This is a genomic window from Candidatus Thiodiazotropha sp. CDECU1, assembly GCF_963455295.1.
GTDB lineage: Bacteria > Pseudomonadota > Gammaproteobacteria > Chromatiales > Chromatiaceae > Thiodiazotropha.
In genome coordinates this window covers 3,297,669-3,324,265 of sequence record NZ_OY734020.1, presented here as the reverse complement: position 1 = coordinate 3,324,265, position 26,597 = coordinate 3,297,669, and the positions used below count along the sequence as shown (strand labels likewise).

23 protein-coding genes and 1 pseudogene are annotated in these 26,597 nt (G+C 49.7%); 9 read left to right on the top strand and 15 right to left on the bottom strand.

Annotated elements, in window-relative coordinates; genetic code table 11:
• Positions 1-115: 115 nt before the first annotated feature.
• A complete protein-coding gene (locus R2K28_RS15090; protein WP_316365653.1) occupies positions 116-487 on the bottom strand; it encodes a hypothetical protein in 372 nt (123 codons plus the stop codon).
• A gap of 37 nt (positions 488-524) precedes the next feature.
• Here R2K28_RS15090 and R2K28_RS15085 point away from each other — a divergent pair, with 37 nt between their 5' ends.
• Positions 525-983: a hypothetical protein gene (locus R2K28_RS15085; RefSeq protein WP_316365651.1), complete on the top strand. Its 459-nt coding sequence runs from the start codon at positions 525-527 to the stop codon at positions 981-983.
• A gap of 41 nt (positions 984-1,024) precedes the next feature.
• On the opposite strand, the gene R2K28_RS15080 is transcribed toward R2K28_RS15085, so the two are convergent.
• Genes R2K28_RS15080 through R2K28_RS15060 form a run of 5 tightly spaced genes read right to left on the bottom strand, consistent with a single transcriptional unit; the run spans position 1,025 to position 4,934 of the window.
• Positions 1,025-1,351, bottom strand: a complete 327-nt coding sequence (locus tag R2K28_RS15080) for a c-type cytochrome (RefSeq protein ID WP_316365650.1) — start codon at positions 1,349-1,351, stop codon at positions 1,025-1,027.
• Positions 1,352-1,383: 32 nt separating this feature from the next.
• A complete protein-coding gene (locus R2K28_RS15075) occupies positions 1,384-2,196 on the bottom strand; it encodes a hypothetical protein (RefSeq protein ID WP_316365648.1) in 813 nt (270 codons plus the stop codon).
• A 48-nt stretch (positions 2,197-2,244) separates the two neighbouring features.
• Positions 2,245-3,498: a sulfate reduction electron transfer complex DsrMKJOP subunit DsrP gene (dsrP, locus tag R2K28_RS15070; protein ID WP_316365647.1), complete on the bottom strand. Its 1,254-nt coding sequence runs from the start codon at positions 3,496-3,498 to the stop codon at positions 2,245-2,247.
• A gap of 14 nt (positions 3,499-3,512) precedes the next feature.
• Positions 3,513-4,541, bottom strand: a complete 1,029-nt coding sequence (locus R2K28_RS15065) for a 4Fe-4S dicluster domain-containing protein (RefSeq protein ID WP_316365646.1) — start codon at positions 4,539-4,541, stop codon at positions 3,513-3,515.
• A gap of 57 nt (positions 4,542-4,598) precedes the next feature.
• Complete coding sequence (locus R2K28_RS15060; protein WP_316365644.1) at positions 4,599-4,934, bottom strand: hypothetical protein; 336 nt, start codon at positions 4,932-4,934, stop codon at positions 4,599-4,601.
• Positions 4,935-6,050: 1,116 nt separating this feature from the next.
• Between R2K28_RS15060 and R2K28_RS15055 the strand changes: the two genes are divergently transcribed.
• The gene (locus tag R2K28_RS15055; RefSeq protein WP_316365643.1) at positions 6,051-8,189 is read left to right on the top strand and encodes an ATP-binding protein; all 2,139 of its coding nucleotides are present in this window, start codon (positions 6,051-6,053) and stop codon (positions 8,187-8,189) included.
• Entirely contained in the window at positions 8,186-9,409 is a 1,224-nt protein-coding gene (locus R2K28_RS15050) for a response regulator (protein WP_316365641.1), read from the top strand. The genes R2K28_RS15055 and R2K28_RS15050 overlap by 4 nt, the downstream gene beginning before the upstream one ends.
• Before the next feature lie 11 nt (positions 9,410-9,420).
• Here R2K28_RS15050 and R2K28_RS15045 read toward each other — a convergent pair whose 3' ends face one another.
• The 6 genes from R2K28_RS15045 to R2K28_RS15020 form a co-directional block, all read right to left on the bottom strand.
• Positions 9,421-11,499 carry an EAL domain-containing protein gene (locus tag R2K28_RS15045; protein ID WP_316365638.1) on the bottom strand — a complete coding sequence of 693 codons (2,079 nt, stop codon included), beginning with the start codon at positions 11,497-11,499 and terminating at the stop codon, positions 9,421-9,423.
• 282 nt (positions 11,500-11,781) lie between these two features.
• On the bottom strand, positions 11,782-12,165 hold the full coding sequence (locus R2K28_RS15040) for a 4a-hydroxytetrahydrobiopterin dehydratase (RefSeq protein ID WP_316365636.1): 384 nt from the start codon (positions 12,163-12,165) through the stop codon (positions 11,782-11,784).
• A gap of 182 nt (positions 12,166-12,347) precedes the next feature.
• Entirely contained in the window at positions 12,348-13,319 is a 972-nt protein-coding gene (locus R2K28_RS15035; RefSeq protein ID WP_316365634.1) for a TAXI family TRAP transporter solute-binding subunit, read from the bottom strand.
• 243 nt (positions 13,320-13,562) lie between these two features.
• Positions 13,563-14,915: a sigma-54-dependent transcriptional regulator gene (locus tag R2K28_RS15030; RefSeq protein WP_316365633.1), complete on the bottom strand. Its 1,353-nt coding sequence runs from the start codon at positions 14,913-14,915 to the stop codon at positions 13,563-13,565.
• On the bottom strand, positions 14,912-16,711 hold the full coding sequence (locus tag R2K28_RS15025; protein ID WP_316365632.1) for a sensor histidine kinase: 1,800 nt from the start codon (positions 16,709-16,711) through the stop codon (positions 14,912-14,914). The genes R2K28_RS15030 and R2K28_RS15025 overlap by 4 nt, the downstream gene beginning before the upstream one ends.
• A 285-nt stretch (positions 16,712-16,996) precedes the next feature.
• Positions 16,997-17,338 (bottom strand): TusE/DsrC/DsvC family sulfur relay protein, encoded by a 342-nt coding sequence (locus tag R2K28_RS15020; RefSeq protein WP_316365631.1) that lies wholly within the window; start codon positions 17,336-17,338, stop codon positions 16,997-16,999.
• A gap of 283 nt (positions 17,339-17,621) precedes the next feature.
• On the opposite strand from R2K28_RS15020, the gene R2K28_RS15015 reads away from it, so the two are divergent.
• Positions 17,622-18,365, top strand: coding sequence for a ferredoxin--NADP reductase (locus R2K28_RS15015; RefSeq protein WP_316365629.1), 744 nt, complete (start codon positions 17,622-17,624; stop codon positions 18,363-18,365).
• Here R2K28_RS15015 and R2K28_RS15010 read toward each other — a convergent pair.
• Positions 18,359-19,456, bottom strand: coding sequence for an NADH:flavin oxidoreductase/NADH oxidase (locus R2K28_RS15010; RefSeq protein ID WP_316365627.1), 1,098 nt, complete (start codon positions 19,454-19,456; stop codon positions 18,359-18,361). The two genes, R2K28_RS15015 and R2K28_RS15010, sit on opposite strands and share 7 nt — an antisense overlap.
• Positions 19,457-19,649: 193 nt before the next feature.
• Here R2K28_RS15010 and R2K28_RS15005 point away from each other — a divergent pair, with 193 nt between their 5' ends.
• The 4 genes from R2K28_RS15005 (at position 19,650) to R2K28_RS14990 (ending at position 23,758) form a co-directional block, all read left to right on the top strand.
• The gene (locus tag R2K28_RS15005; RefSeq protein WP_316365625.1) at positions 19,650-21,275 is read left to right on the top strand and encodes a choice-of-anchor I family protein; all 1,626 of its coding nucleotides are present in this window, start codon (positions 19,650-19,652) and stop codon (positions 21,273-21,275) included.
• A 609-nt stretch (positions 21,276-21,884) separates the two neighbouring features.
• Positions 21,885-22,307 carry a hypothetical protein gene (locus R2K28_RS15000; protein ID WP_316365623.1) on the top strand — a complete coding sequence of 141 codons (423 nt, stop codon included), beginning with the start codon at positions 21,885-21,887 and terminating at the stop codon, positions 22,305-22,307.
• Between the two features lie 117 nt (positions 22,308-22,424).
• The gene (locus tag R2K28_RS14995; protein ID WP_316365621.1) at positions 22,425-23,273 is read left to right on the top strand and encodes a hypothetical protein; all 849 of its coding nucleotides are present in this window, start codon (positions 22,425-22,427) and stop codon (positions 23,271-23,273) included.
• Entirely contained in the window at positions 23,270-23,758 is a 489-nt protein-coding gene (locus R2K28_RS14990) for a pilin (protein ID WP_316365619.1), read from the top strand. The genes R2K28_RS14995 and R2K28_RS14990 overlap by 4 nt, the downstream gene beginning before the upstream one ends.
• A 381-nt stretch (positions 23,759-24,139) precedes the next feature.
• On the opposite strand, the gene R2K28_RS14985 is transcribed toward R2K28_RS14990, so the two are convergent.
• Both R2K28_RS14985 and R2K28_RS14980 read right to left on the bottom strand, forming a co-directional pair.
• Positions 24,140-25,135 carry a transposase gene (locus R2K28_RS14985; RefSeq protein ID WP_316365618.1) on the bottom strand — a complete coding sequence of 332 codons (996 nt, stop codon included), beginning with the start codon at positions 25,133-25,135 and terminating at the stop codon, positions 24,140-24,142.
• Between the two features lie 137 nt (positions 25,136-25,272).
• A pseudogene (locus R2K28_RS14980) lies at positions 25,273-25,908 on the bottom strand (transposase); the annotation flags it as partial.
• Positions 25,909-25,929: 21 nt separating this feature from the next.
• Between R2K28_RS14980 and R2K28_RS20485 the strand changes: the two are divergent.
• The gene (locus R2K28_RS20485; RefSeq protein WP_442871403.1) at positions 25,930-26,583 is read left to right on the top strand and encodes an IS30 family transposase; all 654 of its coding nucleotides are present in this window, start codon (positions 25,930-25,932) and stop codon (positions 26,581-26,583) included.
• Positions 26,584-26,597 lie beyond the last annotated feature (14 nt).

Here is a 26,597-nt window from a genome sequence, read left to right as displayed (position 1 = left end):
CATGAGCACTGGCTACCGCTATGGAGCTAATGAGTATAAATATAAATCTAACAAACTGGTTTGATTTTCTCATATCAACCTCTGAGACTAACGATAATCTGTCGAGTTGCTACACTTAATCGAACTCTGTTTCGTCGCTTTGAAACATTCTCGCGACTTCAAAACGAAGGCGCTTGTCAATACCTATTCCCTGCCAACCATGGCTATCGTTCAATACACCCAATGCCAGCGGCAGTCCCTTGTTGTCTCTGATCAGTAAGGTTTCAGTGGTACCATCAGAAACCTGGTTGACGATTTGACGTCCATACTGATCCTGGTAATCCACATCGCCCTCCAAGTCCCATAATTCACTCTGTTCATTATCAAGGGTTACCACTGCCAATGGACGTCCATCCATCATGTGAATGAACTGATGGATCTCATCCATGGTGTGAAGTCTGGATTCCTCAATAGGATCTTCGCTAAACTTCAATGTGTACTCAGGCATACGCTATCCTTGTTCGGTAACAAAGTGTGAGATTGTCATGACAGATCATAAACCCAAGGTCAAAAAAAGAGCGGGGAAGGTAGTTCACAGTGCTGTCTCGTTGCATGCCCGGGAAAAGGCAGAAGAGATTCGTGGCCGCTATCCTAGCGTGATTGATTACCAGACTGTGCTTAATATGCTCGAGGATCGCAAGTCCGTTCGTTACCCGGTGAAGATCAGGTTCGTCTCCGAGGGTATCGATCCCGGCATGTTTGCCAGGACAGAGCCGGTCTCTGAAAACCCTGAAGACGGCTACATTATCCTGATGCATAACTATTTTGAAAATCGACACGACGTTCTACCTATGCTTATTCTCTATCAGTTGGTACTGGTCAACTATGGTGATCTTGCCACTGCCAACGATGCAGAAATATTTGGTGCTACTATCCTCGGCATGGAGCGCGATGCCTATTACCAACAGGTCGCTGCTTTGGTTGATGCCGTCTGGGCCGGCTGACTCAAATCGCTGCACCAATTGGCTCGCTTTGGCTGAAAAAGTCATTCAGGTAGCGTTGCAAGCCATTTTGCCAGCACGGAAATCTCTTCATCGCTGATCAGGTGCATGACATTTGTCATGGCGACAGAATGTGCGTTCGACCGTGAACCGCTCTTAATATCCTTCATTTGTGCCAATAGATAGGCCTCAGCTTGCCCGGCTAACCTTGGATACTCATCCATAATCGGCTCTTTGCCCTGCTCTCCATGACAGGCAATACAGGTACGCTCGTAATACAGTGTCGCCGCATCCAGGGCCTGCGCCCTAACCGGTAATATAGTGATGGCGATAAATAGTGTTAGATTGATCAATCTGATTTGACTTATCATGCTGATATTCCCAAAAATTAGCTGCCTATGATTCACTCATGATCTACCTCAGCCTGTTTTGGACCATGGTGCATCCTTTCATGGTCCGCATTGGTCATCCCCTTGGGCAGATTGGGTGCCGGTTCCGGCCGCAGCTGGGCAAAGCCTGAGTTTCTGTTGTCTTGTTCAACATCGTGTGGGTTGTGGCATTCGGTACAGACCCACCAGCGTTTTTTACCCCCCTTGTCCCACATGCCGATTCGCTTGCCGTGAATCCCATTCCGCCAGGCACGATAGACCTGGCCATGGCATTTGCCGCATAGCTTCTGGGGCTGGTTGAAACTGATTGCGTAACCGAAATTGTCAATCAGTTTGGTACGCTCCACCAGATGATGACAATCCAGGCACCAGATGCCCCCTTTGCCATGTTTCAGGTTCATGGCATCGGGAACCGTATCCAGATGCATCTTCAGCGGTCGAGGCGTCTTGGTATGTGGTATAGGTACATAACTGCCGTCATGACAGGCCATGCTGCATATTGTCAGCAGTTTGTTTCTGTCGAGTTGTGGTTCACGGGGTTTTACGACCGCCTCTTCGTGTGTGTAGTCCCCTTCCACCTCCATATCACCCATAGGAATAGTGCCTTCGAATGGATCACCCCACCAGAGAACGCCCCCGGTAGTGGACGAACATTTAACATTCATCAGTTCAGGGCCGATTTCCTGAACCCTGACCTGTGACATACCATCCCGGCTCTCAAAACACTCCTGCTTGGCCTGTGTCTCTGTGGCGATTACCGGATTGGTGGATACAAAAAACAGCAGGCAAAAACCCAAGAGTGACTGATGATTTCGATAGCATGTCATGGTTTTTCTCCAAATCGATATTGCCTGTTCAAATCAAGCTTCATTCACTCAGATAGTCGCTTCGGCCTGCTGCTCTGCTATTGGTTGCTTATTTGTTTTGGTTTGGTATCGGACATCTCCCAGCAGTACGGCAACCGCACCTTTCAACATGAAGGTAAGCAGGAAGAAACCGATTGCCCAGATACCACCCACCACCATCAGTTCGATAGGGCTGGGGATGTACTCTGCAAACTCACCAACAGGGGTGGGGATTACACCAGGCAGCATCAAGCCCATGCCTTTTTCGATCCAGATGCCGATGAATGCGGCAATGCAGATAAACGGTAGCAACTTCAGGTTCTTCCTGATCCTCGGAATCAACAACAGTATGAAGGATCCCACCATCAGGGAGAGTGCAGTCCAAAAGTAGGGTACCAGGCTGTTAAGGCCATTGTGTCCGAACATCAGATATTGCAACCCCAGGGAGTGCTCGGTAGCGGGGTAGAGTTCGGTCACTATCTCCGACATCGTCAGAAACAGGGCGATACCCAGGCACCAGACAACGATCTGGGAGAGCAGATGAAAGGCCTCATCGGCTATTTTCATGGGGGTAAACCGACGCACCAGCAGAAACACCACGATGATCAGTGAAGGACCGGCGGCAAAAGCAGTGGTGATGAACTTGATCGGCATCATGGAATGGAACCACATGGGACGTGCCGGCATGGTATTGATCAGGAATGCGGTAACCGTATGAATACTCAGTGCCCAGACAATAGCGATATAGACAATCGGAAGATAAAAAGCCTTATTGACTTCGCCGCCGCTGTATTTTTTATACAGGTAGTAGTATCCGCCGATGATGTTAAGCAGCAGATAGCCGTTGAGTACAATCACATCCCAGGTCAAAATGGCGTGGGGCCAGTTGAAGATGCCGATGACTGGCAGGATATGCCATAGCCTGTCCGGTCTTCCCATATGCGCAATCACAAACAGCAGACACATCACTACGGCAGCGATGGCGATCATCTCACCCAGCACCACGATCCGGTGCAGCTCTTTGTGCTTATAGACATAGGCGGGAAAAACCACTGTCACCGCTGCTGCCGCCACACCCACCATGAAAACAAAATTTGCCAGGTAGAATCCCCAACTGACCTGGTCGTTGAGATTGGTGACAATCATGCCATTGGCAATCTGTACATACTCTCCGTAGCCCCAGAGCATTATGAAAAAAAGCAGGAACAGCATCCAGGCCCAGAACAGGATACCGCCGCTAAAGCCAGCCTTGAGGTAATCGAACACGAACTGAAGAAATCGCATTACGGGATCTCCAATTAATCCATGAAATAGAAAAACTTTGGATAGGTGTTGAGGTCGGCACGGAGACGAAACACCTTCTTATTGGCCAGCACAGTGCGGATCTCACTCTCCGGATCCAACAGGTTGCCGAACTTGCGGGCACCGACAGGGCAGACCTCGACACAGGCAGTCCAGCGGCCCTTACGGGTGCGTTGAACACAGAAGGAGCACTTCTCGACAACCCCTTTCATACGTGGACGATTGCCGAGATAGTGGGTGACAGGATTCATCTCTTCCTTAGGCAGATTGGGCTCGCCCCAGTTGAAGCGTCTTGCCCAGTAGGGACAGGCGCCGATACACATTCGGCAGCCGATACACCAGTTGTAATCAATGACAACGATACCGTCCGGATCCCGATATGTGGTGCGCACCGGACAGACCTTGACGCATGGCGGTTTCTCACACTGCATGCACTGCATGGGAAAATAGAAGGCATCCTTTTCCGGAACCTGTTCCGGCTCGTAATAATGTTGGCCTTCCAGTACCACCCCTGCAGGTTTGTAGGCGTTACCGCCCACCTGTACGCCAAAGGATTCCGGATAGCCGTGTTGATCCCTGTCGGCTTTGGAAAACTTTCCCTTCTCCATACGTAGCACCCGAATCCATTCGATCTGTTGTTCATCCCCACGGGACTGGTTATTCTCAGCCACACAGGCCTTAACGCATCGACGACAACCGATACACTTCTGAATATTCAAGGCATAACCGAATAGCACCCCCTCCATGGACGGGGAGCCATCGACTGTGACCTGTTTGCCAAACTCCTCGGAATATCTGGTTTCAAGGCGCTCGATGGCCTCCTGTTTCTCCTCGTCCGTCATCAGTCGATAGTTCTTTTGGAAATGCTCCTCCCAGGTAATATTCGCTTTTGCGGGTTTCGGGTCTGAGAGCAACATTGCCGCACCGGAGAGTGATGCCACTGTATAGTTTCCCGCACTGCGCAGGAAATCCCGGCGAGTGGTGAGTTTGTTATCTTTTGTTTTGCTCGGATCTTGTTTGGGCATGGCTGTCCTCTGATCGAGTGACTTTTTTTCAAATAGGCTTGAACAATCTCATGCTGTTCAGGTTTTGTGATCGTAGTTATTGATTAATGACTGCACCATGGCCTTCTTCTCCAGGTCGGTCATCACCACATATTCCCATTCTCTGAGTTCCGCTTCACCTTGCAGGGCATCTCGCCTGTATTTCTGTTTCAATTCGGGAGTGGGAACTCCATCGACAACAGTCTTGGCCAAGCCTGCAGTACCGGTGACACTCACAGCACCGATGGCTGCCTGCTTGAAGAGTCGTCTACGGGTGGGATTGGGTTCATCTGAAGCCTTCAGATTGGGCTTTTGCTGTTTTTTATAATCAACAAACAACCACTGCCCTAATTGAATGAGCCATCGTTTAATCATCTAGTTCACCCCATGGCCTGTGTCAGTTATCGATCGATTCCGTCATACGGATTTATGCCAGCCGGTTGATAGTATTGATTGCCAATAAGAAAGCCTGATTGGTACAACAGGCTGTTTTCTAGGTTTTTTATGGCAAACGCGCTAACGGATTCATGTAAAATAGCAATCCTTATGCCAGTTATGGAAATGAGTGGATATCCCCTTGAGTGCCATGAAAAAAATATAAGACTCGGGGAAGCTGATCGGCCCAAGAACATGACAAATTGTCGTGCCAATCCATGAGTGAATGGGTAACTAACTGTTACCAAAAGAAAAAAAATATGCCAATTTGGCGGGCCGGAAATTAGATATAAAACATTTGGTTGGAAGAGTGCAGAGCCGTAATCTGGCGGCGTTGTAGTATAAAGTTTGATACAGCCGAAAAAACTCCCTGACAGCCGCCACCAACATCCCTGTGCCTCGAGGCAGTAGTTATGCTGAGTGCCATCTCTTGGTAACGGACTGTTGAAGGCAACCCATGGCATAGGCTGCCTGTATCTCAGAAACAGGTCAATTTGTCATGTATGCGATGATTTCAAACAGAAGAGTATCAATAGTGGTCAGTTGTGACTGGTCGTCTGTATCCGTGGGATTGACTTGAGAATCAATCTATCTTGGAACGAATAATATCGATCCTGGTGTTTTCATCGGCCTTTATCCCGAGTGGCAGGGGTCGCTGAAACGGGATCTGGGGAACAACCGCTGGGATTGTAAGTGATTGATGACACATTAACCCGAGTTGAGAATCGGAACCAATATTTAAGCCTATGACTGTATAGATAATTTCGCTCCTGAACTGGTTGAATGTGACAAAATGCCTGCTGCAAAAGGCAGTTGCGTCTGAGGGAGCTATGTAACTGATAGTCATCAGTTTTATCCAGTCCGTCGAGAGTGACTTCTGGGCCTTGATTCGCTGCTGATTTTCTAAAGTTTTGAACGCCAAGTGCCGATAGATTAATTACTGTAAATCAACTATATACCTGATATTCCGGAGGGAAGTCGGTTTATTAAGATGTGATCGCGGAAAAGGGATGTCTACCGCTTAGGAAATCCTGACGGTGTTTAGGTTAATTCTCCATGCCCCATAACGAAACGCATCACCAACCCCAGAACTGTATTCGAGTATTGTTGGTTGACGATGATCTAGACGCAGCGGAGGAGACTGCCAAGATACTCTGTGGCATAGATTTCCCACAACAGATCGAATATAAGATTGTGGAGCTCTTGGCGGAGGCCCTCGTCGAGATCAGTCAGTCCATATATGACATCATTCTGCTGGATATAGGTCTGGCGGATATGCCGACGCCTGCCGCCATTCACTCCCTGCGTAATGCCTTCGCCTATGCACCCATCATTGCCACATCAAAATATGACGATCCGGAACTAGCCGCCATGTGGGTGGGAGAGGGGGCGGATGATTGCCTCTTCATGGGTGTGGTGACGGAGAAAATGCTTGCTCGGGTCGTAAATTATGCGATTAAGCGTTCTCACACCTATGGTGAACTGCACTACCGCAGTCGTACTCACCATATACTCAATAAGCTTCTGGGCCTCTCGTTGAAGGAAAAGCCTTTTGACCAACTGCTTAAGGAGTGTCTAGAAGTAATCCTCTCCGCCCCGTTCACAGAGATGCTGCATAAGGGCGGTATATTTATAGTTGAAAATAGCAGTAAACAGCTCAAATTGAGGGCTCATGTGAATCTTGATCAGGAAATTGTTGGGCTTTGCCATCAGGTTCCCTTCGGTCATTGTCTTTGTGGCCGTGCCGCACAAACGGGAGAACTTGTGTTTGCCGACTGCGTAGATGATCGGCATGAGAACCAAATGCCGGGTATGCAACCTCATGGTCATTACTGTGCACCCATTGTATCCCAGGGGGAAGTGCTGGGTGTGCTGGTACTCTATCTCAATGAGGGGCATATACGCAGAGATGATGATGAGATCTTTTTGCATGGTGTGGTCGATACCCTTGCGGGTATTATCGAACGGGCGCGTACAAGTGATCGGTTGGCGTGGGCGAATGAGCAGAACAGTCGTCTACTCTCTGCTTTGACCTCGATTCTTATCGGTGTTGATAACCAGGATTGTATTACTCATTGGAACGAAGAGGCGGCAAAGACCTTTAATCTGGAGGCCGAGCAGGTGCTGGGTAAGCCAATTATCTCCAGCCGCATTGGATGGGACTGGGAGCAGGTTTCAGACAACATTCTCAAGTGCCAAAATGACTGTGAACAGAACAATCGCTTCGAGGTGCGATTTAAACCGGAGAATGGCACCAATCGTTTATTGTCAGTCTGTGCAACCCCATTTATTGGTGAGAGTAGTAACCGTGATGGCTATCTCTTGATCATCGATGACGTTACCGAGCAGAGACAACACGACTCGGAGTTGCAGCAGATGCAGAAGTTACAATCGATTGGTCAACTTGCGGCGGGTATCGCTCATGAGATCAACACGCCGATCCAGTATGTCGGTGATAATGTGCACTTTCTACAGGAAGCATTTGAGGATTTAACAGACATTATCAGCGGCGAACGCGATGTGGTAGAGGCAGCACGTAGCGGTAGCGTCACCGTGGATGACTTCAAGAAACTGGACGAACAGATCGAAGAGATTGATTTGGAGTATATGCAAGAGGAGATCCCCAACGCGATAAAGCAGACCCTGGATGGAGTGGATCGTGTCGCTACAATAGTACGAGCAATGAAAGAGTTCTCACACCCGGGTTCGGATGAAAAGACTCTGACTGATATCAATAAAGCGGTGGACAGTACCGCAACTGTGGCGAGAAATGTCTGGAAGTATCATGCGGAGATGCAACTGGAGCTCGACGCTTCTCTGCCTCAAGTCTCCTGTATCCCCGGACCAATAAACGAAGTGATACTGAATATTATTGTCAATGCCGCACATGCAATCGCGGAGAGAATGAATGCCAGCGGTGAGAAGGGACTAATTCGCATTACCACGGGATGTGAAGGTGATTGGGGCGTGATCCGCATCGCCGACAGTGGTACCGGTATCCCTGAAGCGGCGCAGGAGCATGTGTTCGATCCTTTCTTTACTACCAAGGATGTCGGTCGTGGTACGGGACAGGGACTCTCACTGAGCCACAAGATCATTGTTGATCAGCACGATGGTGAACTGAGCTTCGAGACAGAGGAGGGTGTGGGTACAACTTTTATTATTAAACTGCCACTACAGGACAAGACATCTTGAGCGATTCAAACGATAAAAAAAAGATTCTGTTCGTCGATGACGAGCCGAATGTATTGTCCGGCCTCCGGCGTACACTGCGAACTCAGCGCAAGGTGTGGGAAATGGAGTTTGTCGCCAGCGGTCAAGATGCATTGGCAAAAGCAGCCGAATCCAGTTTCGATGCGGTGGTCACCGATATGCGAATGCCAGGTATGGATGGGGCCGAATTACTAAATCGTATCGCGAAAAACCATCCAGATACGATTCGCGTGGTACTCTCTGGCCAGTCTGATCAAGAGTCGGTGATGAAGACAGTGGGCCCGGCCCATCAGTATCTGAATAAACCTTGTGAGATCGATGCCCTGAAGACGACCTTGGCGCGTGCATTTTCACTGCGTGATCTTCTTGGTGAGAGTCGTCTCAAATCATTGGTGTCCGGTATGCGTAAGCTGCCAAGCCTGCCTGCACTCTACAATGAATTGATGATCATTATTCAGGACCCTAATGCTTCCGTCGCCGATGTGGGGAGGTTGGTAGCTAAAGATCCAGCCATGACGGTAAAGATTCTGCAGCTTGTCAACTCGGCCTTTTTTGGACTTGGCCGCCATATCTCCAATCCAGTGGATGCAGCCTCTTTGTTGGGGCTTGAGATACTTAAGCCCCTGGTGTTGTCGATTGGTATATTCAAACAGTTCGAGGCAGACAAACTCGATGTTAAGGGGTTTTCGTTGGATGCACTTTGGCTGCATAGTTCGCGGGTTGGTTCACTTGCCAAGCTGATCGCAAAAAAAGAGGGAATGGAAGCTTCCACTGTGGAGGACAGTCTGCTTGCCGGCATGCTGCACGATATCGGCAAGTTGATATTGGTAGTCAATCAACCTACCGAGTACTCACAATTGATGGAAATGCAGCTGGTCACGCTGGATCAGCGAGTCACCGCTGAGAAACAGGTATTTGGTACCACGCATGGGGTGGTAGGCGCATACCTTCTTGGACTGTGGGGATTACCTCAGTCAGTTGTGGAGGCAGTAGCGTTGCACAATCAGCCTGCAGCGCAGGGAGAGCGAGTATTCAGTGTCCTCAGCGTGGTTCATATAGCGAATGCACTGATGCATGTCGTGGACGAGGGGGCTGTGTTAGACGATTTACTGGATCTCGATTACACAGACTCCATCAAGCTGGCCGACCGTATCGATAGTTGGAAGGCGTTGACTGACAGCGCAGACTTCAAGAGTGATTAATCCCGTTCTGGTTAGTAAGCTCGGATATCAGTAGACTTGAACAGTATCGCCTCGAACTCATCGGGCACCACCGGTTTACTGAATAGGTAACCCTGATACCCATCGCACTGGCGCGCTTTCAGGAATCTTAGCTGCTCTTCCGTTTCCACCCCTTCAGCGATGGAACTGAAACCAAGGCGCCATGACATGGCGAGAATGGTTTCGACGATGGCATCGTCGTTGGGATCGATGCCGATGTCGCGTATGAAGGAGCGGTCTATTTTCACTACATCCACCGGCAACATTTTCAGGTAGGCAAGGGAAGAGTAACCGGTTCCGAAATCATCAATGGAAATATGGATTCCAAGTCGCTTCAGCTCCTCCATTTTCTTGCGTACATCATGGATATCCTCAACCAACGAGCTTTCAGTCAATTCGAGTTCCAGCCTGGTGGGATCTGCCTGCGTCGCTGCCAACGTTGTTTTGACCTGTTGAATGAAGTCCTTTTGTTGAAACTGTTTGGGACTGATATTGACTGAGATCCTGCCGAATGGCTTTCCATTGAAACGTCGCTCCCATACTTTGATCTGCGAACAGGCCTCGTGCAGTACCCACTCGCCCAATTGCAATATCAGACCGCTCTCTTCCGCAATGGTGATGAACTCACCCGGTAACAGCAGGCCCCGGGTTGGATGTTGCCAACGAATCAAGGCCTCTGCACCTAATATCTCCTCTTTCCTGGAGATTGTTATCTTAGGTTGATAGTGCAACACCATCTGATCCTGGGTGATGGCGCTGTGCAGGGCATTTTCCAGGTCCAGCCTTTCGGCGGCTAGCATCTGCATACTGGGTAGAAAGAAGCGGAAGTTGTTTCGACCGTGTTCCTTAGCCTGGTACATGGCGGCATCGGCTTGTTTGAGGATCTCACTGGCATCTTGCGAGTCGGGCGTTATCAGGGCAATGCCGATACTGGGAGTAGAGTGCAAGGTGTGATTGCCGATCTTATAGGGTTGGGAAAGGGTGTCCTGTATCTTTTCCGCCACATTCTGTGCTTCGATAGCAATAACCTCTGGATCGGTGTGCAGATCAGCCAACAGGATGATGAACTCGTCACCACCGAGTCTGGCAACCGTATCTTCCGCACGCAGCAGGAAGCGTTGTCGCTCTGATACCCGTTTCAGCAACTCGTCGCCTATACTGTGGCCCAGTGAATCGTTTATGTTTTTAAAACGATCCAAGTCGAGAAAAAGAATAGCCCCTGTGAGTTTGTGCCGCTTGGCGCTCTCCAGCCGTTGCTCCAGGCGATCCATGAAAAGCGCCCGGTTCGGCAGGTCTGTTAGAATGTCGTGTAGCGCCGAATAGTGCATCTTATCCGATTGGATACGCAGCAGCCGGATTCCGAGAAACAGGCCGATCATGCCAAGTATCCATAATCCCCCATGCCAGCCCACGATATTCAGTACACGTGCATCTGCGTTGGCTTGCAATAGATCCAGCGGAATACGCACACTGATACCGCCCATGATCTCTCCCGGTCGAGCACTCTCCTCTGGATGACAGGCCATACAGGATGCCTTCGCCAGTCTGGGTTTGATCATACGTAGATAGGGCTTGCCGTCGATCAATGTCTCTTCACTCCACTCAGGCAGGCCGCTACGCAGCTTTTTCAGGCCTCTCAGTTCCCAGCTGTCAGGTGCATTGAGAGGCCTGAGTGGATTCTCTTTAGTTGCATGGCCACGGATGCCATCCGGTGAAAGTATGGCCTCCTGGTCATGAACCAGGCGGGTGAAATAGGAGGAGTTAACCAGTGTCAGTACACGCCCGTCATTGGTGGTCACGTCCCGATCGGGTAGATGGGCTAGGTAGGGGTTGGGAGTGATCCCTTGGTCCACGGGCATATACACGCCGCCGACCCGGGAGACCACGCTACGATAGATCAGGTCTTTTTCGATGGCGCCACGTGCCTGGGCATTGGCCCGCTCAGGCACCATGCGTTGATTCTGTTTTAGATTCCATTCAAGCGAGAAGACGAAAACCGCACTCCACAGCAGGGCTGCCAGATATGTCCATAGGCTTAAGTTTTTGTTGTTAAACTTAAATCCCTGCTTCATATGGTGCCTGTCATTGCCTTGGTCCGTCCCTAGGGGATATCCGTAATCAATTTTTTAGGGTAACGGCAATCACACACGACACTTAAGGGATTGGCTGCTAGTTAATGGCAGGTATTTATCTTGAGTTGTTGCTTGATCCCGCTTGTTTACTGTTAGTTATTGAATTTGCAGGGATATGTGAGATTAGTGAGGGTCCTGGATGCTGGCGCTGCAGTGACATCCAGGCTCATCGATGACAGCCGGACAAGCCCGGCCATAGGGTTAAGAAAATGGTAATCAGAATCAATCGTATTTAATGTACTTGAAACGAGGATCATCCGGGGTGCCTTCTAGGGCGCCCCCATCGAGACCGGGCTGCCACATGATGACCTCTTCGATTTTGCGCGCCAGTTCGAAATCCTTGTTGGTGATGCCTTTGGCCGAGTGGGTGACCAGTTTGACGATGACGAAGGCATAGGAGACCGCCAGGTCCGGGTGGTGGAAAGCGGCCTCCGCCAGGTGGCCAACGGTATTCACCACCATCATGCTACCTTTCCAGCCACTGGTTTTGTATTTTCGCCTGATCCATCCCTTCTCCAGATACCAATGGGGTAACTCCGCTTTGAGACGCGCCTCGACCTCTTCATCAGTGTAGGTCTCATCGTGCTTGGGTTTTTGCAGTGCCACGGTCAACCTCCTGTCATATCTGTAATGATCACGCTCGTTATTGAGACTGTAGAACAAGATGGATTGGGTTTAACACTGAGGATTTGCGGGTTGTTCAAGAAGAAAAGCCAACCACATTGCTGTGGTTGGCTTTATCTTTGGCATTGCTCCTTTACAGCTTTAGTGTTCAGGAGCGATAAGGTTTACATCATACCTTTCTCTTTCCAGAACTTGATGGCGCCAGGATGCCAGGGAGTAACAACCCCCTGAGTCCCGGTGTCGAGGCTCATGTGCTTGAAGGTCTTTTTCTGTGCCTTCATGTGAGCCAGGCCTTCGTCGGTATACATGATTGAAAGCATATTGTAGACGGTGTCATCTGAGACCTTGGAATTGGCTACCCAAAGGGCTGAGTCCTGGAACGAGGGAGATTCAGTATCAACGCCACGATAGGTGCCGGCGGGTACGGCCAACTGGGAGAAGTAGGGGTATTTCTCGAAGAAGCCACTATCCTGAGCATCCTTACCCACATTGACCAATTCAATGTCATTGGTTTGGGCTGCCATGATTACAGCGCCACTGGGAAAGGCCGTGAACAGCCAGAAGGCATCCAGCTGATTATTACCGAATGCCTGTGCTGCGTCGTTATAACCCATGGCATTACGTTCGACACTATCCCATACGCCCATGTGGGTGAAGAAAAGCTCGCAGTTAGCGAAGGCGCCTGAACCGGCGTTACCAACACCGACCTTTTTGCCTACAAGATCCTTGGTGCTTTTGATGCCGGAACCCTTACGCGTCACCAGCTGGGCCGGTGCGCCGTAGAGCCATGCAACAGCCATGACATCCTCATACTTCCTGGTATCGTTTTTCATCTGTCCGTTGCGACCGAGGTAGACGTGGCCGGAATAGACCACACCCATCTGGGCCTTGCCCGAGTTTACCTTGCGCAGGTTTTCAACCGATCCGGCCGAGGACTGTGCCTTGACACGGAAGTCTTTCGAGGCCTTTATAGGTTTGTAAACCTGGACAGCGTTGGCGACGACCTGGAAGGTTCCGCCTGCCGGGCCACCACTGAAAACCACCCTCTCTTTGGCTGCCGCTGTGACAGGTATCATCATGCTGGCAGTGAGCAGGGCCGTTCCGGCGGCCAGGATTGATCTGCGTGTGATATTCATTAAGTATCCTCCGAGTTTTATGTTTTAAGTGAGAGATAGACTTCGCTGATTCATCGCGATAGTCGGAATATCAGCAAAAGCCAGGCCAGAGAAGATGTTGTTTTTTTACTTCAATCTAAGTTAATGATTGAATGAATAAATTACAAAATCTATCTATTGAGGGGTTTTCCTGGAGTGGGTGGAAATCCACCCATTTGCCATGCAGATTAGTGTGACATTCTGCCAAAAACCCTAGCTTATAATTTATTTATATCTGTGTTTGTCCAGGCCATATTTCTGCATCTTGTCATAAAGGGTTTTTCTCGGCAATCCGAGCAGCTCCATGGTCTGTTTTATCACCCCGTCAGATTCGGATAGGGCCTGCTCGATCATCGCCCGTTCAAAGGCCTCAACATGTTCAGGTAGGGTCATGGGGACGCAAGGAGACATAGCAGAGTTATCATCCAGTTGGAGGCCGCACTCATCGCCAAGCAGTACGAAGCGCTCTGCGGCATTGCGTAGTTCTCTCACATTACCAGGCCAATTGAAGGCCATCAGTTTCTGACTGATATTGTCCGGCATTGCAGGTGCTACCTTACCATAGCGTGCGGCAGCAACCAGTAGAAAGTGCTGGAACAGTAGAGGGATGTCTTCACGACGTTCGCGTAATGGCGGGAGTTCCAGGGTTACAACGTTTAATCGATAGTAGAGATCCTCCCTGAACTCACCCCGTTCAGCTGCGGCTTTAAGATCAACCTTGGTGGCTGCAATGATTCGGATATCCAGATCGATGCTCTCATTGGATCCTACCCGTTCCAGGGATCGTTCCTGTAGTACACGCAATAGTCGGACCTGTGCTGACAGGGGCATGGATTCAAGTTCATCCAGAAAAACACTACCATGATTGGCATATTCGAATTTTCCAATGCGTCGAGTTTCCGCACCGGTGAAGGCGCCCTTTTCGTGACCGAAGAGTTCACTTTCGATCAGATTTTCCGGGATGGCACCGCAGTTCACGGCTACAAAATTTTTATCTCTTCTTTTGCTGTGTTCATGAAGGGAACGTGCCACCAGCTCCTTACCGGTTCCCGTCTCGCCCATCAGCAAAATATCAGCAGCGGTATCAGCAAGTTGATAGATGGTGTTTTTCAGTGCCTTAATAGCCGGTGTCTTACCAATGATGCGAGGCCCTAGGGAGTTTTCCGCATCCAACTCGTTTTTTAATGTTCGGTTTTCAAGGATGAGTCTGCGTTTTTCCAGGGCCCTGCGCACAGTTTCCACCAATCGCTCTGCGGAAAAGGGTTTCTCAATAAAGTCATAGGCACCTTTCTGCATGGCATCCACCGCCATGGAAATGTCCCCATGACCCGTAATCAATATGATGGGCAGGGTTGTATCCACTTGTTGGAGTCTCTGCAGCAGCGTAAGGCCATCAATACCCGGCAATCGAATGTCACTGACCACGATGCCGCTGGTCTGATCATCGATCAGCTGCAGAACATCCTCGGCCTTTTCAAAAACCTGAACCTGGAAACCGGCCAGTTCAAGGGTCTGCTCATTGGCCAAGCGGAGATCGATTTCATCATCGATAAAATAGACATCAGGTCTGGTACTCATATTCCTTCATCCGAATCAGGTAGTGTTATGGTGAAGCGTGCACCACTTGGCTTTAAATTATTAACCGCTAATCCGCCATTCATGCTATCGATGATTCTGGCTGATATCGAAAGCCCAAGTCCAAGCCCAGATTCTCGTGTGGTGTAGAAGGGTTCAAAGATCATTTCAAGCTTCTGTTCATCGATTCCCGGTCCTGTATCATCCACATGAATCATAATCTGCCCTGTATCCTGCTCGGTAGTGATAGTAATGGTGCCTGGAGAATGAGTGCCGATCGCATAAATGGCATTGTTGATGAGGTTAATCAATACCTGCTCCAGTTGGATAATATCAACATGGGCAATGATGCTGCTGTCCACATTTTCAGTGTCGATGGAGATCGCCAACTGTTTAATCTGCGGCCGGGAAATCTCGATGGCAGTTTGTATGATTGGAGCGATATTGACTGATTCAAGCTGACCACTCGATTTACGGGAGAAAAATTTCAGTTGGGAGCTGATTCTTGACATGCGATCTGTCAGTTGGGCAATCCGCTGCAGGTTGTCATCCGCCTTCTCATGTTTATTGATGGATAGAAATTTACGTGCATTGTCAGCATAGCTGCGGATTGCCGCAAGTGGATTGTTAAGCTCATGGCTTATGCTGGCTGACATCTGGCCCAGGACGGCTAGCTTAGCGGTTTGAATCAGTTCCCCTTGTGTTTCACGCAGTGTCTTTTCAGTCTGCTTGTGTTCGTCAATTTCATTCTGCAGGTCGGTGGTTCTGAGCGAGACTTTCTTTTCCAGTTGTTTATGCGCTTCTTGATGAATTCGTTCACGCACTTGATGTCGTCTGATCCATTGCCAGACAAGCAGGCTGATCAGTAGCAAGGATAGAGCAATCAGCAGTATGGTGAATGCATTGATTAGACTTTGTTGCCTCAAATCCTCCAAGGGGGTCAGAATGCGAACTGACCAGCCTGCCGCCTGCATATCATAAAAGCTTGAAAGATATTCATCTGTTGTGTCTCCCGTATCGATCTGAATAATTAGGCTACTGTCAGATATCGTTGCCATATTCTTCAGCTTCAGTGCTTGGATATCCGAATCCTCGTAACGACGGCTTGCCTTGATGCGTTCCAGGGCTTTAGGGGGTAGAGGTACAATGCTCTTGTACAGCCAATCCAGGTTCGTGGTAATAAATATAATTCCATCCGGATCGCTGACAATGAACTGGGAATGTCTCTCGGACCAGTATTTTTCAATCTGCGAAAGATCCATCTTAACCACGATGACCCCGATCTTCTCAGCGTTGTATGTAACTGGGTAAGAGAAGTAATAACCGCGTTTCTTGGAAGTTGTCCCAAGGGCGAAGTAACGGCCGACTTTGCCCTCCATGGCTTCAGAGAAATAGGGGCGAAAACTGAAATTCTTTCCAACGAAGGGATTTTCATCAGCCCAATTGCTGGCTGCCAGGGTTAAGCCGGTTCTATCCATCAGATAGGTGTCGGAAGCACTGGTGATCTCATTAATCTCCCGCAGTAAGAGATTGACCACCTCCACCAGGGAGTCATTTTTCGGATCATTCAGCAGCTCAACCAACAGTGAATTTTTGGCCACTAACTGAGGCGTGAATTGATATCGGGAGAGTTGCGAATCAAGATGACTGGCGAACTGTTCAAGTTGCTGCCGGTTAGCGAAGCTCAGGGTGCGTAATTCGTTGCTCCAGATGACCCGATGGGAAACCCAAAACGTTACTGCAAGGGTGCCAATGATAATGATTCCAATCAAATAGCGATTTTTAAAAATCTCGGACATGGAAATGGGCCGGCTCGTTTATTCTTGGATGGTTGTCTGAATGGAATCAATCAGACATTCTAATCTGTAAGCATATGACATGGTACAGATTATTGAGATCCAGGGGAGCGGTTGGGCGACCAATTGCCAGACCTTAAAAAAATGACCGGGATCGCCGGGAGGGATAGCAATCGGGTCTATCAGGTATGCGAGCCCGGCCTTGCTGATGCAACGGCCGGGCCCGGCAGGTTAGGGTTGGTGGGGAGTGTTATGAATACGCGCGGGATACTAGGATCCGCACAGATATCAGCTCAGGTAGGCCTTGGCTTCCTCACCGGGATCGGGGAGTCCGGCGATGCGCCAGATGCTCAGGCAGCTACCGAACAGGCTGTGCACCTTCCAGCGCGGGATGCCGGTGGCGCGGCAGACCAGGCGCATGTTTGGCAGGGAGCCCAGGCTCAGGTAGCGATCACGGATATGCCGCAGCAGTTGCCAGTGCTGCTCGCTCAGATTGTCGACTCCCTCCTGCTGGGCCATATCCTGGGCAAGCTGTTCGGTCCATGTCAGGTGATCGATGAGAAATCCCTCCTCATCGAACAGCAGGGGCGGTGAAGCGGTGTTGGCGGATTGGGTTGCAGTCTGGGTCATTACCAGGCCTCCTCGTGTATTTAAAAATAAAAAATTGATTGCTGACTAGTATGGTTCGTAGTTTGAACTTAGGAAAAATGATAAATATTGATTTTGTATCACGAAAAATGATTAAGGGGCCTGATTCAGGGCCAAATCCTCTCCAGTACACGATTTATGCGGCCGAACAGAGATCAACAGGTTGATAAACCACAATAATTACCACGATGAACTATCTGGGAATTACGGTTATACATGCCCATATATAGAGTCAAGCAAGTTGATCAGGTAGGAGGCGTTAGTAATGGAGAAGTGGTTGGAAGGCAAGGTTGTGGAAAAACGGCACTGGAGTGACAAACTCTACTCCATTCGTCTCAAGGCGCCCGTGGATGGCTTTACTGCCGGGCAGTTCACCCGCCTGGCCCTGGAGATCGACGGGGAGCGTGTGGCGCGGCCCTACTCCTTCGTCAATCCGCCCCAGGATGAGCTGTTGGAAGTCCATTTCAACGAGGTGGAGAACGGCCCCTTGAGTCCTCGACTGGCGGCGCTGGAGCCGGGTGACCGGGTCTGGGTCTCAGCCAGGGCAAATGGCTTTTTCACCCTCGAGCAACTGCCCCAGAGCGAAAATCTCTGGATGATCGCCACGGGGACTGCGCTGGGGGTCTATCTCTCCATTCTGCGTACCGAGCTCCCATGGCAGCGATTCCAGCAGATCGTCCTGGTACACAATGTCCGTTACAAGGATCAACTCAGCTATGGTGAGGAGATCGCCACCCTGAAACAGGATTACGGCGAGCGCTTCCGCTATCTGCCGATCACCAGTCAGGAGCAGTTGCAGGACGCCCTGCAGGGGCGCATTCTCGCTGCCCTGGAGGATGGTCGTCTGGAGAGGCATGCCGGTGTCGAACTGACGCCGCAGAAGTCGCATGTGATGCTCTGCGGCAACATGGGCATGATCCGGGAGGTCTCAGCAGCCCTGGAGGCCCGTGGCATGCGTAAACATCGCAAGAAGGAGCCGGGGCACTTCACCACCGAGAAGTATCACTGATCTTTGAATAGGGCATTGATGCCGTAGGGCGGTGAGCGCCAATATTGAGGCGGTGCGCTGACCTGGTCACCCAGGGTGGCGGCGGCATGCCAGGGCCAGCGGGGGTTGTAGAGTATGCCCCGCGCCAGGGCCACCAGATCGGCCTGTTGCGTGGCGACAATGGTTTCCGCCTGCTCCGGCTCGGTGATCAGCCCCACCGCAATGGTGGGCAGGCCGCTCTCCCTGCGAATCTGTTCAGCGAAAGGGACCTGAAAGCCGGGGGCGGCGGAAATCTGCTGCAAGGGGGAGAGACCGCCGCTGGAGACATGAATGAAGGCGCAATCCCGCTGTTTCAACGCCTGGGCAAGGGCCAGGCTCTGCTCCATATCCCAGCCCCCCTCTACCCAGTCCGTGGCGGAGATACGCATGCCCACCGGCACTTTGGGAGGGAGTGCCTCCCGCACCGCCTGGAAAACCTCCAGGGGAAAGCGCAGACGGTTCTCCAGGGAGCCTCCATAGTTATCGTCACGCCGGTTGGAGAGTGGCGACAGAAACTGATGCAGCAGATAACCGTGGGCGGCATGGATTTCAATCACCTCTATGCCCAGTCGATGGGCGCGGGCGGCGGCGGTGACGAAGGCCCGGCGTATCTCGCGCATACTCTCCAGATCCAACCCGGCAGGCGAGCGTTCCTCCTCACCCCAAGCCAGGGGGGAGGGGGCGCAGGTTTGCCATCCTCCCTGTCCCAGGGGCAGTTGACTACCGCCCATCCAGGGTACAGCGGTGGAGGCCTTGCGTCCCGCATGGGCCAACTGGATGGCGATGGGCATGTTCGAATAGGCGCGCACTCCCTTGATTACCCGTCCCAGGGCGTTTTCGGTCTCATCCGACCAGAGACCGAGATCGCTGGGCGAGATGCGCCCCTGGGGTGTGATCGCGGTGGCCTCGATGAAGAGCAGGGCGGCGCCGGAGAGGGCAAGATGGCCGAGGTGGATCAGGTGCCAGTCGGTGGCCTGACCTTCAACTGCCGAATATTGGCACATGGGGGCGATAACGATACGGTTATCCAGGTTTTGTCCACCCAGGCTATAGGGGGTAAAGAGTTGGCTCATTCTGTCTGCTCTGTTGATGACAAATACTCACCAAGCACTCTACCCAGGAACCTGACAGGTGCCAAGAGATGCTCCCTTTGTTCATGGTGTCAGTTTTAGAATTCTGGCGGATAGGCATAAAAAGGAAATATGTCTGTCACATTGGGTGGATATGCTCCCACGGAACCAAGAAAAACGACCTATGGAGATTCGAATGAAGTTAACTGTCCTTGCCGCCTCACTCTGCCTTTCCTTTGCCGGTGCCCTGATTGCAGACGATGGGAAAATATCCGACCTCAATCTAAGCGTAGTCGGCCAATACCATACCGGGGTATTTGATGATGGGGCTGCGGAGATTGTTGCACACGATCCCCGTAATCAACGCCTGTTTGCTATCAATGCAAGTGCGCCGAGTGTGGATGTTCTGGATATCAATGATCCAATCAACCCGCAGCTGATCAGCACCATAGACGTGACTCAACTGGGCGCCGGCGCCAACAGTGTTGCCGTCCACAAAGGGATAGTTGCCGTTGCCATCGAGGCCGACGACAAACAGGCGCCGGGGCTTGTGGCATTCTACGATGCCCTCGACCTTACCCTGATCGATACAGTCCCTGTGGGTGCGCTTCCCGACATGGTGATCTTTACGCCTAACGGGAAATATCTACTGGTGGCCAACGAGGGTGAACCCAATGACGACTACAGCGTCGACCCTGAGGGCTCCATCAGCATCATCGATCTCAAGCACGGTGTGGCCCACGCCAAGGTGCGGACTGCCGACTTCAGCAAATTCAACGATCAAGTGGATGCACTGAGGGAGCAGGGTATTCGCATCTTCGGTCCCGGCGCCAGCGTGGCCCAGGACCTGGAGCCGGAATACATCACCGTATCGAAGAACTCACGCCGAGCCTGGGTCAGCCTGCAGGAGGCCAATGCCCTGGCTGTGATCGATATCCGTCGCGCAAAGGTAAAACGTTTGCTTCCCTTGGGCACCAAGGACCACAGCCTGCCGGAAAACGCCCTGGATGTTAGCAACAGGGACGACATGATCAACATCGCCAACTGGCCGATCAAGGGCATGTACCAGCCCGACGCCATCACCAGCTACAAATTCCGTGGCCGCACCTTCATCGTCACCGCCAACGAGGGTGACAGCCGTGACTATGACGGTTTCAGCGAAGAGGAGAGAGTAAAGGATCTGGTTCTCGATCCTGTCTCCTTTCCCGATGCGGTAACACTGCAGGCAGATGAGAACCTGGGTCGACTCAAGACAACCACCGTCAATGGTGATAGCGACGGTGACGGAGATTACGACGAGATCTACAGCTATGGCGCCCGCTCTTTCTCCATCCGCAATGCCCGCGGAAGGCTCGTCTACGACTCAGCGGACGATTTCGAGCGCATCACCGCCGAACTGCTGCCCGAAGACTTCAACAGCAACAACGACGCGAACGACTCCTTCGACAGCCGTTCCGATGACAAGGGACCGGAGCCGGAGGGCGTCACCGTCGGCAAGATCGAAGATCGCACCTTCGCCTTTATCGGACTCGAGCGGGTCGGCGGCATCATGGTCTACGACATCACAAACCCACACCAGGTGCGTTTCGTCGAATACCTCAACAACCGGGACTTCAGCGTGGATGCGGAACTCCCCGACGGCAGCACCAACCCCCTGGTCGGCGACCTTGGCCCCGAAGGGATAACCTTCATCGCCGAGGACGACAGCCCGGTTGACTCACCCTTGCTGGTGGTCGGCAACGAGGTCAGCGGCACCACGACAATCTACTCCATCGACGTTAGCGAAGACGAGGACGAAGATGATAGTGAGGATAAAAAATAGAGTACAACCACGACATATCCCATCCCCCAACCCCTGAATAACAGCCATCCACCCCCCTCTCCCCTCGCGGGAGAGGGGCCGGGGGAGAGGGGGATAAATCAAATGCATCCCCACTATGCAATCATGTGTGCGTAATTGCACCGGCATTTCACAACGAATACGCTTTCTCCCGGCCTGACACGCCGGATTTACAAAACCCCTGTTCAATGGGCGCAAACTGCCAACCAAACATCGCAACCCATATTGGTGGCTAAGAGCCTCTGGGCCTGCTGCCTGCACAACTGACGGGCTAGATACAGACATAAGACGCTTTTCCCGATATATCCGAAAATATTTTTTTACATATCCTGGTCGCATAGACTTGGCGACTGGTAATAACATGATTTTTGGTATAAAAATATGATAACAGGGAGGTTATATCTCTTCTTTATCACCTCCCATCTGCATCTAGATATAAGGCAATTCGCCCGTTTGTACGGGTACAAATGGCCTGCTAACCAGCGTAAATTGCGGGATAGTGGGAAGGTTGCACGTTGAAGTGGGTGTAATGAGGGGATATAAGGCAGTGTGCCTTTGAATACATGTTAGATTTTTGGAGAAATAATAAAAATGGAATATCTTTCAGTTTTAGGATTTTCAGAGTTTGATCAGCTTATGCTTTTGGTTTGCCATGTTTTTTCAATGATTGGCAGTTTGGCTCATATTTTTGTACTTGATAATGATTATTCTCATTCACCGAGGTTTAAAGACGGCAGAAAAATGAAAATATCAGAGTTTATAAACCCCTTCCTTGAAAGTGGTGGTCGTGGTTGGTGGGTTGTTGGTAGATTTATTATCGGTGCAATCATTGGTTTAGTTATAGCGCTATATTTCGTTGGCGCATTAACTCCAAATGCTTCCACGGTTGCAAGGGTTTTAGCTTTATGTGTTTTTGCCGGTTATCTGGCTCCGCAAATTTGGTTTTCACAAGAAAAAATAGTCATGAAGATAATCAATAAAAAAATTAAAGAACTAGATAAATTGAATGACTAATAATCTAACAAGTACAGGCAAGGGAAGTCAAAAAGTTACGCTCGTTCCTCGCTACACTTTTTGCCTCCCCTGCTGTAGGCGTTATGCAAATAAAATTAATTCCAAAGGAGCTTGCTAATGTCTTGGGATAGATTTCACTATTTATGCAGGAAGTATGAACAATCTAATCTTAATGGAACTGATTTCTCCAATACCGTTAACTCTATTGAGAGCCAAGAATCTACTGATTTATATGGCAGTCCCATAGAAAGTAATTCACTTGCTAATGAAATACTAAATACATTAAAAACATCAAAAGACCCCAGCTTAGTTAAGAATGCATCATCTGTATATGCAAAACTAAACTTCTCTTGCTGCATAGAAGAACCTATTCGCTTAAAACGAACAACAACATACTTGGTTCTTTTAACATTGATTTATTTATTTTTATCTACAATCTACCAGATATTTGTAGCGCCAGCTTTCTTATCCATGTTCGAGACACTTGAGGTTACTCCTCCTCAAACATTCAATTGGTATATTAATTATTCTTCATACTTAAGCACAATAATAATTATATTTTTAATATTACTAATATTCATAACCCATCAAATTAAACAATTATTTATGCTAAAAGTTTCCAAATCCAGCTCTTCTCTTTATAATCTATTGATCCCCTATACTATAAAAGATTGCTATATATCCATAATAGAAATAGTTACACAACCTGCATATAAATGCTTTTCTGAAAAACAGACTACTTTAAGTAAGATAGGTGCCCATCTACAGGAAGTTGAAGATTCTGGATCGAACACTATTCCAGAGATAGAAAATTTACTTAAAATAGAAAGCAGGAAACTCAGTGACAAAGCGGAAAGATTTATACTTATAATTATGTCTTTAATTTCTATAGTTATAGTAACATCAATAATAATATTTATAATTGGTGCCTATGCACCAATATTCATTATGGAGGATGCATTATGAATGCATATCGTGGATTTACTTTAATAGAGCTAATGGTGGTGGTTTCAATAATTGGAATTCTAGCAACCATTTCTATTCCACAATATCACAATTACATACAACGAAGCGAAATGGTTGAAGCTCTAAGTATGGCGAGCAATATTCGTGAAAAAATCACTAAATATTACTTAAAAAATCTTTCGTTTCCTTCAAATAATAGTGAAGCAGGTGTTCCGGAACCTAAATTTTTAATTGGTAATAGAATAACTAAAGTAGCTGTAGAGAATGGAGCTATACACATAACCCTTGGAAACAAAGCATCCAAGCCTCTCCAGGGTAAAACCCTATCATTTCGTCCAGCTATAGTTATAGACAGCCCTACCAGTCCTATTTCGTGGCTCTGCGGCTTTGATTATGCAGTTAAAGGAATGAAAGCAATTGGTGAAAATAAAACTGACCTAGACAACACAAGCTTGCCATCATCATGTAGAAAAGAAAATGCATAACAAGTCATTTAACACGGACCAACTAACCCGCCGCTACGCTATGCAATAAACCAGACACCCATTCCTAAAATATAACAGACAACAGAACGAGATGCTTGTGCCATCTAGTTACCCGCACTAAAGTCTTACGTCTTTTTCTGAGAAAACCACTTGATGGGTGTTAGTGCAATAAACCAGACACCCATTCCTAAAATATAACAGACAACAGAACGAGATGCTTGTGCCATCTAGTTACCCGCACTAAAGTCTTACGTCTTTTTCTGAGAAAACCACTTGATGGGTGTTAGTGATATGGGACTAAATATAGAAAACACGCAGAGTCGGCCGCAGTGATACCTCAACTTGCGCTGATGCAGTTGGTTTTGGATCGGTGAGTATTATTTAAGTGAGCAATAGACGCACAGCCCCGAGATTCGGCGTGCGCCGATACTCCAATTTCCGGCAGGTGGCCATGAGCCTGTGACTCATGCCGACCAGCCCCTTGAAGCGGCTCTCGAAATGCTGGGTCATGTAGAGCCAATGCTTGGTATCGATCTGTAACCGCTCAAGTATGGGCGGTTGGTTGTCAGCTATATAGCCGCGCTTGTTTTCCAGGATGGCGCGCCCTGTCCAATCGACCAGCGCAAGATAGTCAGTGAGCCGAAACGGCAGGCCCTTGGGCATGTCCTGGCGAGGGTAACCGACAAAGGGCGCCAGGCCGTAGGGTGTTTCATTATTGTCTGTGCGATCCTGATTGTGCTTGAGTTGATCTGTCCGTTCTGCAATGGAGGTGTAGTCGGATTCCTCCGGGGTCTGTGCCACCCCTGCCCTGACCGGATTGAGGTCCACATAGGCCATACAGGCCATCAGGGCCTTTTCATCCAGCAGGGCCTGGGATTTGTAGCGGCCCTCCCAGTAGCGTCCGGTGCAGTCGTCCTCTTGGTTGGCCTGACGGGCAATCGGTTCGTTGAGACAGCGCATGAACCAGCTGATGTCTTGCAGCCGTTTGCGCCATTTTGTCAGTAGTTCCGACACCGTTTCCTGCTCTGCACGGGTAATGGTGTCCTGAGAGAGATAACGTTGGACGAGTACAGGCAGCGAGAAGAGACGCTCCCAGCGTGTGATCACCTCCTGCTCGCTCCACTCGGCGGCACGTTCAGTATCGACGTGGAGGATGACATGGTAGTGATTCGACATCACGGCATAGGCGCAGAGGTCGATGGCGAAGATCTCCGCCAGCTGTTTCATGCGATCGACGATCCATTGGCGCCGATGTTCATAGCTTTTGCCGGTATGGGTGTCCACACCGCAGAGGAAGGCGCGGCGCACGCAGCGGGAGACGCAGTGGTAATAGGGGGTTTCTTCCAGTAGAACAAGGGCTTTCCTTGGCTTGGGCATCGTATCACTCCTTGATAGCTGATGTGGGTTAGAGATTGCCAGACTTTACGGTTTTTGGCAAATTATGGATGGATGTCCTATTTAAATCCCAGGCCGTAGAGTGTTTCATTATCGTCGAGAGGTTTCTGAACGCGTTTGAGTTGATCTGTCCGCTCTGCAATGGAGGTGTAGTCGGATTCCTCCGGGGTCTGTGCCACCCCTGCCCTGACCGGATTGAGGTCCACATAGGCCATACAGGCCATCAGGGCCTTTTCATCCAGCAGGGCCTGGGATTTGTAGCGGCCCTCCCAGTAGCGACCGGTGCAGTCGTCCTCTTGGTTGGCCTGACGGGCAATCGGTTCGTTGAGACAGCGCATGAACCAGCTGATGTCTTGCAGCCGTTTGCGCCATTTTGTCAGCAGTTCCGAAACCGTTTCCTGCTCTACACGGGTAATGGCGTCTTGAGAGAGATAACGCTGCACGAGCACTGGGAGCGAGAAGAGACGCTCCCAGCGTGTGATCACCTCCTGCTCGCTCCACTCGGCGGCACGTTCAGTATCGACGTGGAGGATGACATGGTAGTGATTCGACATCACGGCATAGGCGCAGAGGTCGATGGCGAAAACATCCGCCAGCAGTTTCATACGATCGACGATCCATTGGCGGCGATGTTCATAGCTTTTGCCGGTATGGGTGTCCACACCGCAGAGGAAGGCGCGGCGCACACAGCGGGAGACGCAGTGGTAATAGGGGGTTTCTTCCAGTAGAACAAGGGCTTTCCTTGGCTTGGGCATCGTATCACTCCTTGATAGCTGATGTGGGTTAGAGATTGCCAGACTTTACGGTTTTTGGCAAATTATGGATGGATGTCCTATTTATTCTTACGGTTTTTGGCAAATTATGGATGGATGTCCTATTTATTCATCCTATTTATTCACTCTGTAATAGCGAGTAAAATCAGTATTATCGACAGACCAGAAGAGATAAAAAATCGACTGGAAATTGGGCATTGGGAGAGCGATTCTATTGAATCCAAGGGTAGGAAGAGTGGGCTTAATGTACTACTCGAACGTAGCTCAAGACTCGCGCAGATTACGAAACTCTCATCAAAGAAATCCATAGACACTTTTCATGCAATTGAAAAAAGACTCTCCATTTTTCCAGATAAATATATTAAGTCTATTACGTATGATAATGGCCCTGAAAACGCCAGGCACCTTCAAGTGAATGAAGCTTTTAAGTGTGACTCATATTTCTGTCAGCCATACCATAGCTGGGAGAAAGGAGCGGTCGAACAGATAAACGGGTTAATACGTCGATATCTCCCAAAGGGTACTGATTTTTCTCAAATACATTACTCCAAGATAAAGGAGGTAGAATCAGCATTAAATAACCGTCCAAGGAAATGTTTAAACTTCAAGACACCAATAGAAGTCTATACTGAAAAGTGTGGTGTACTTTCACCTTGAAGCTGGGTTACGGT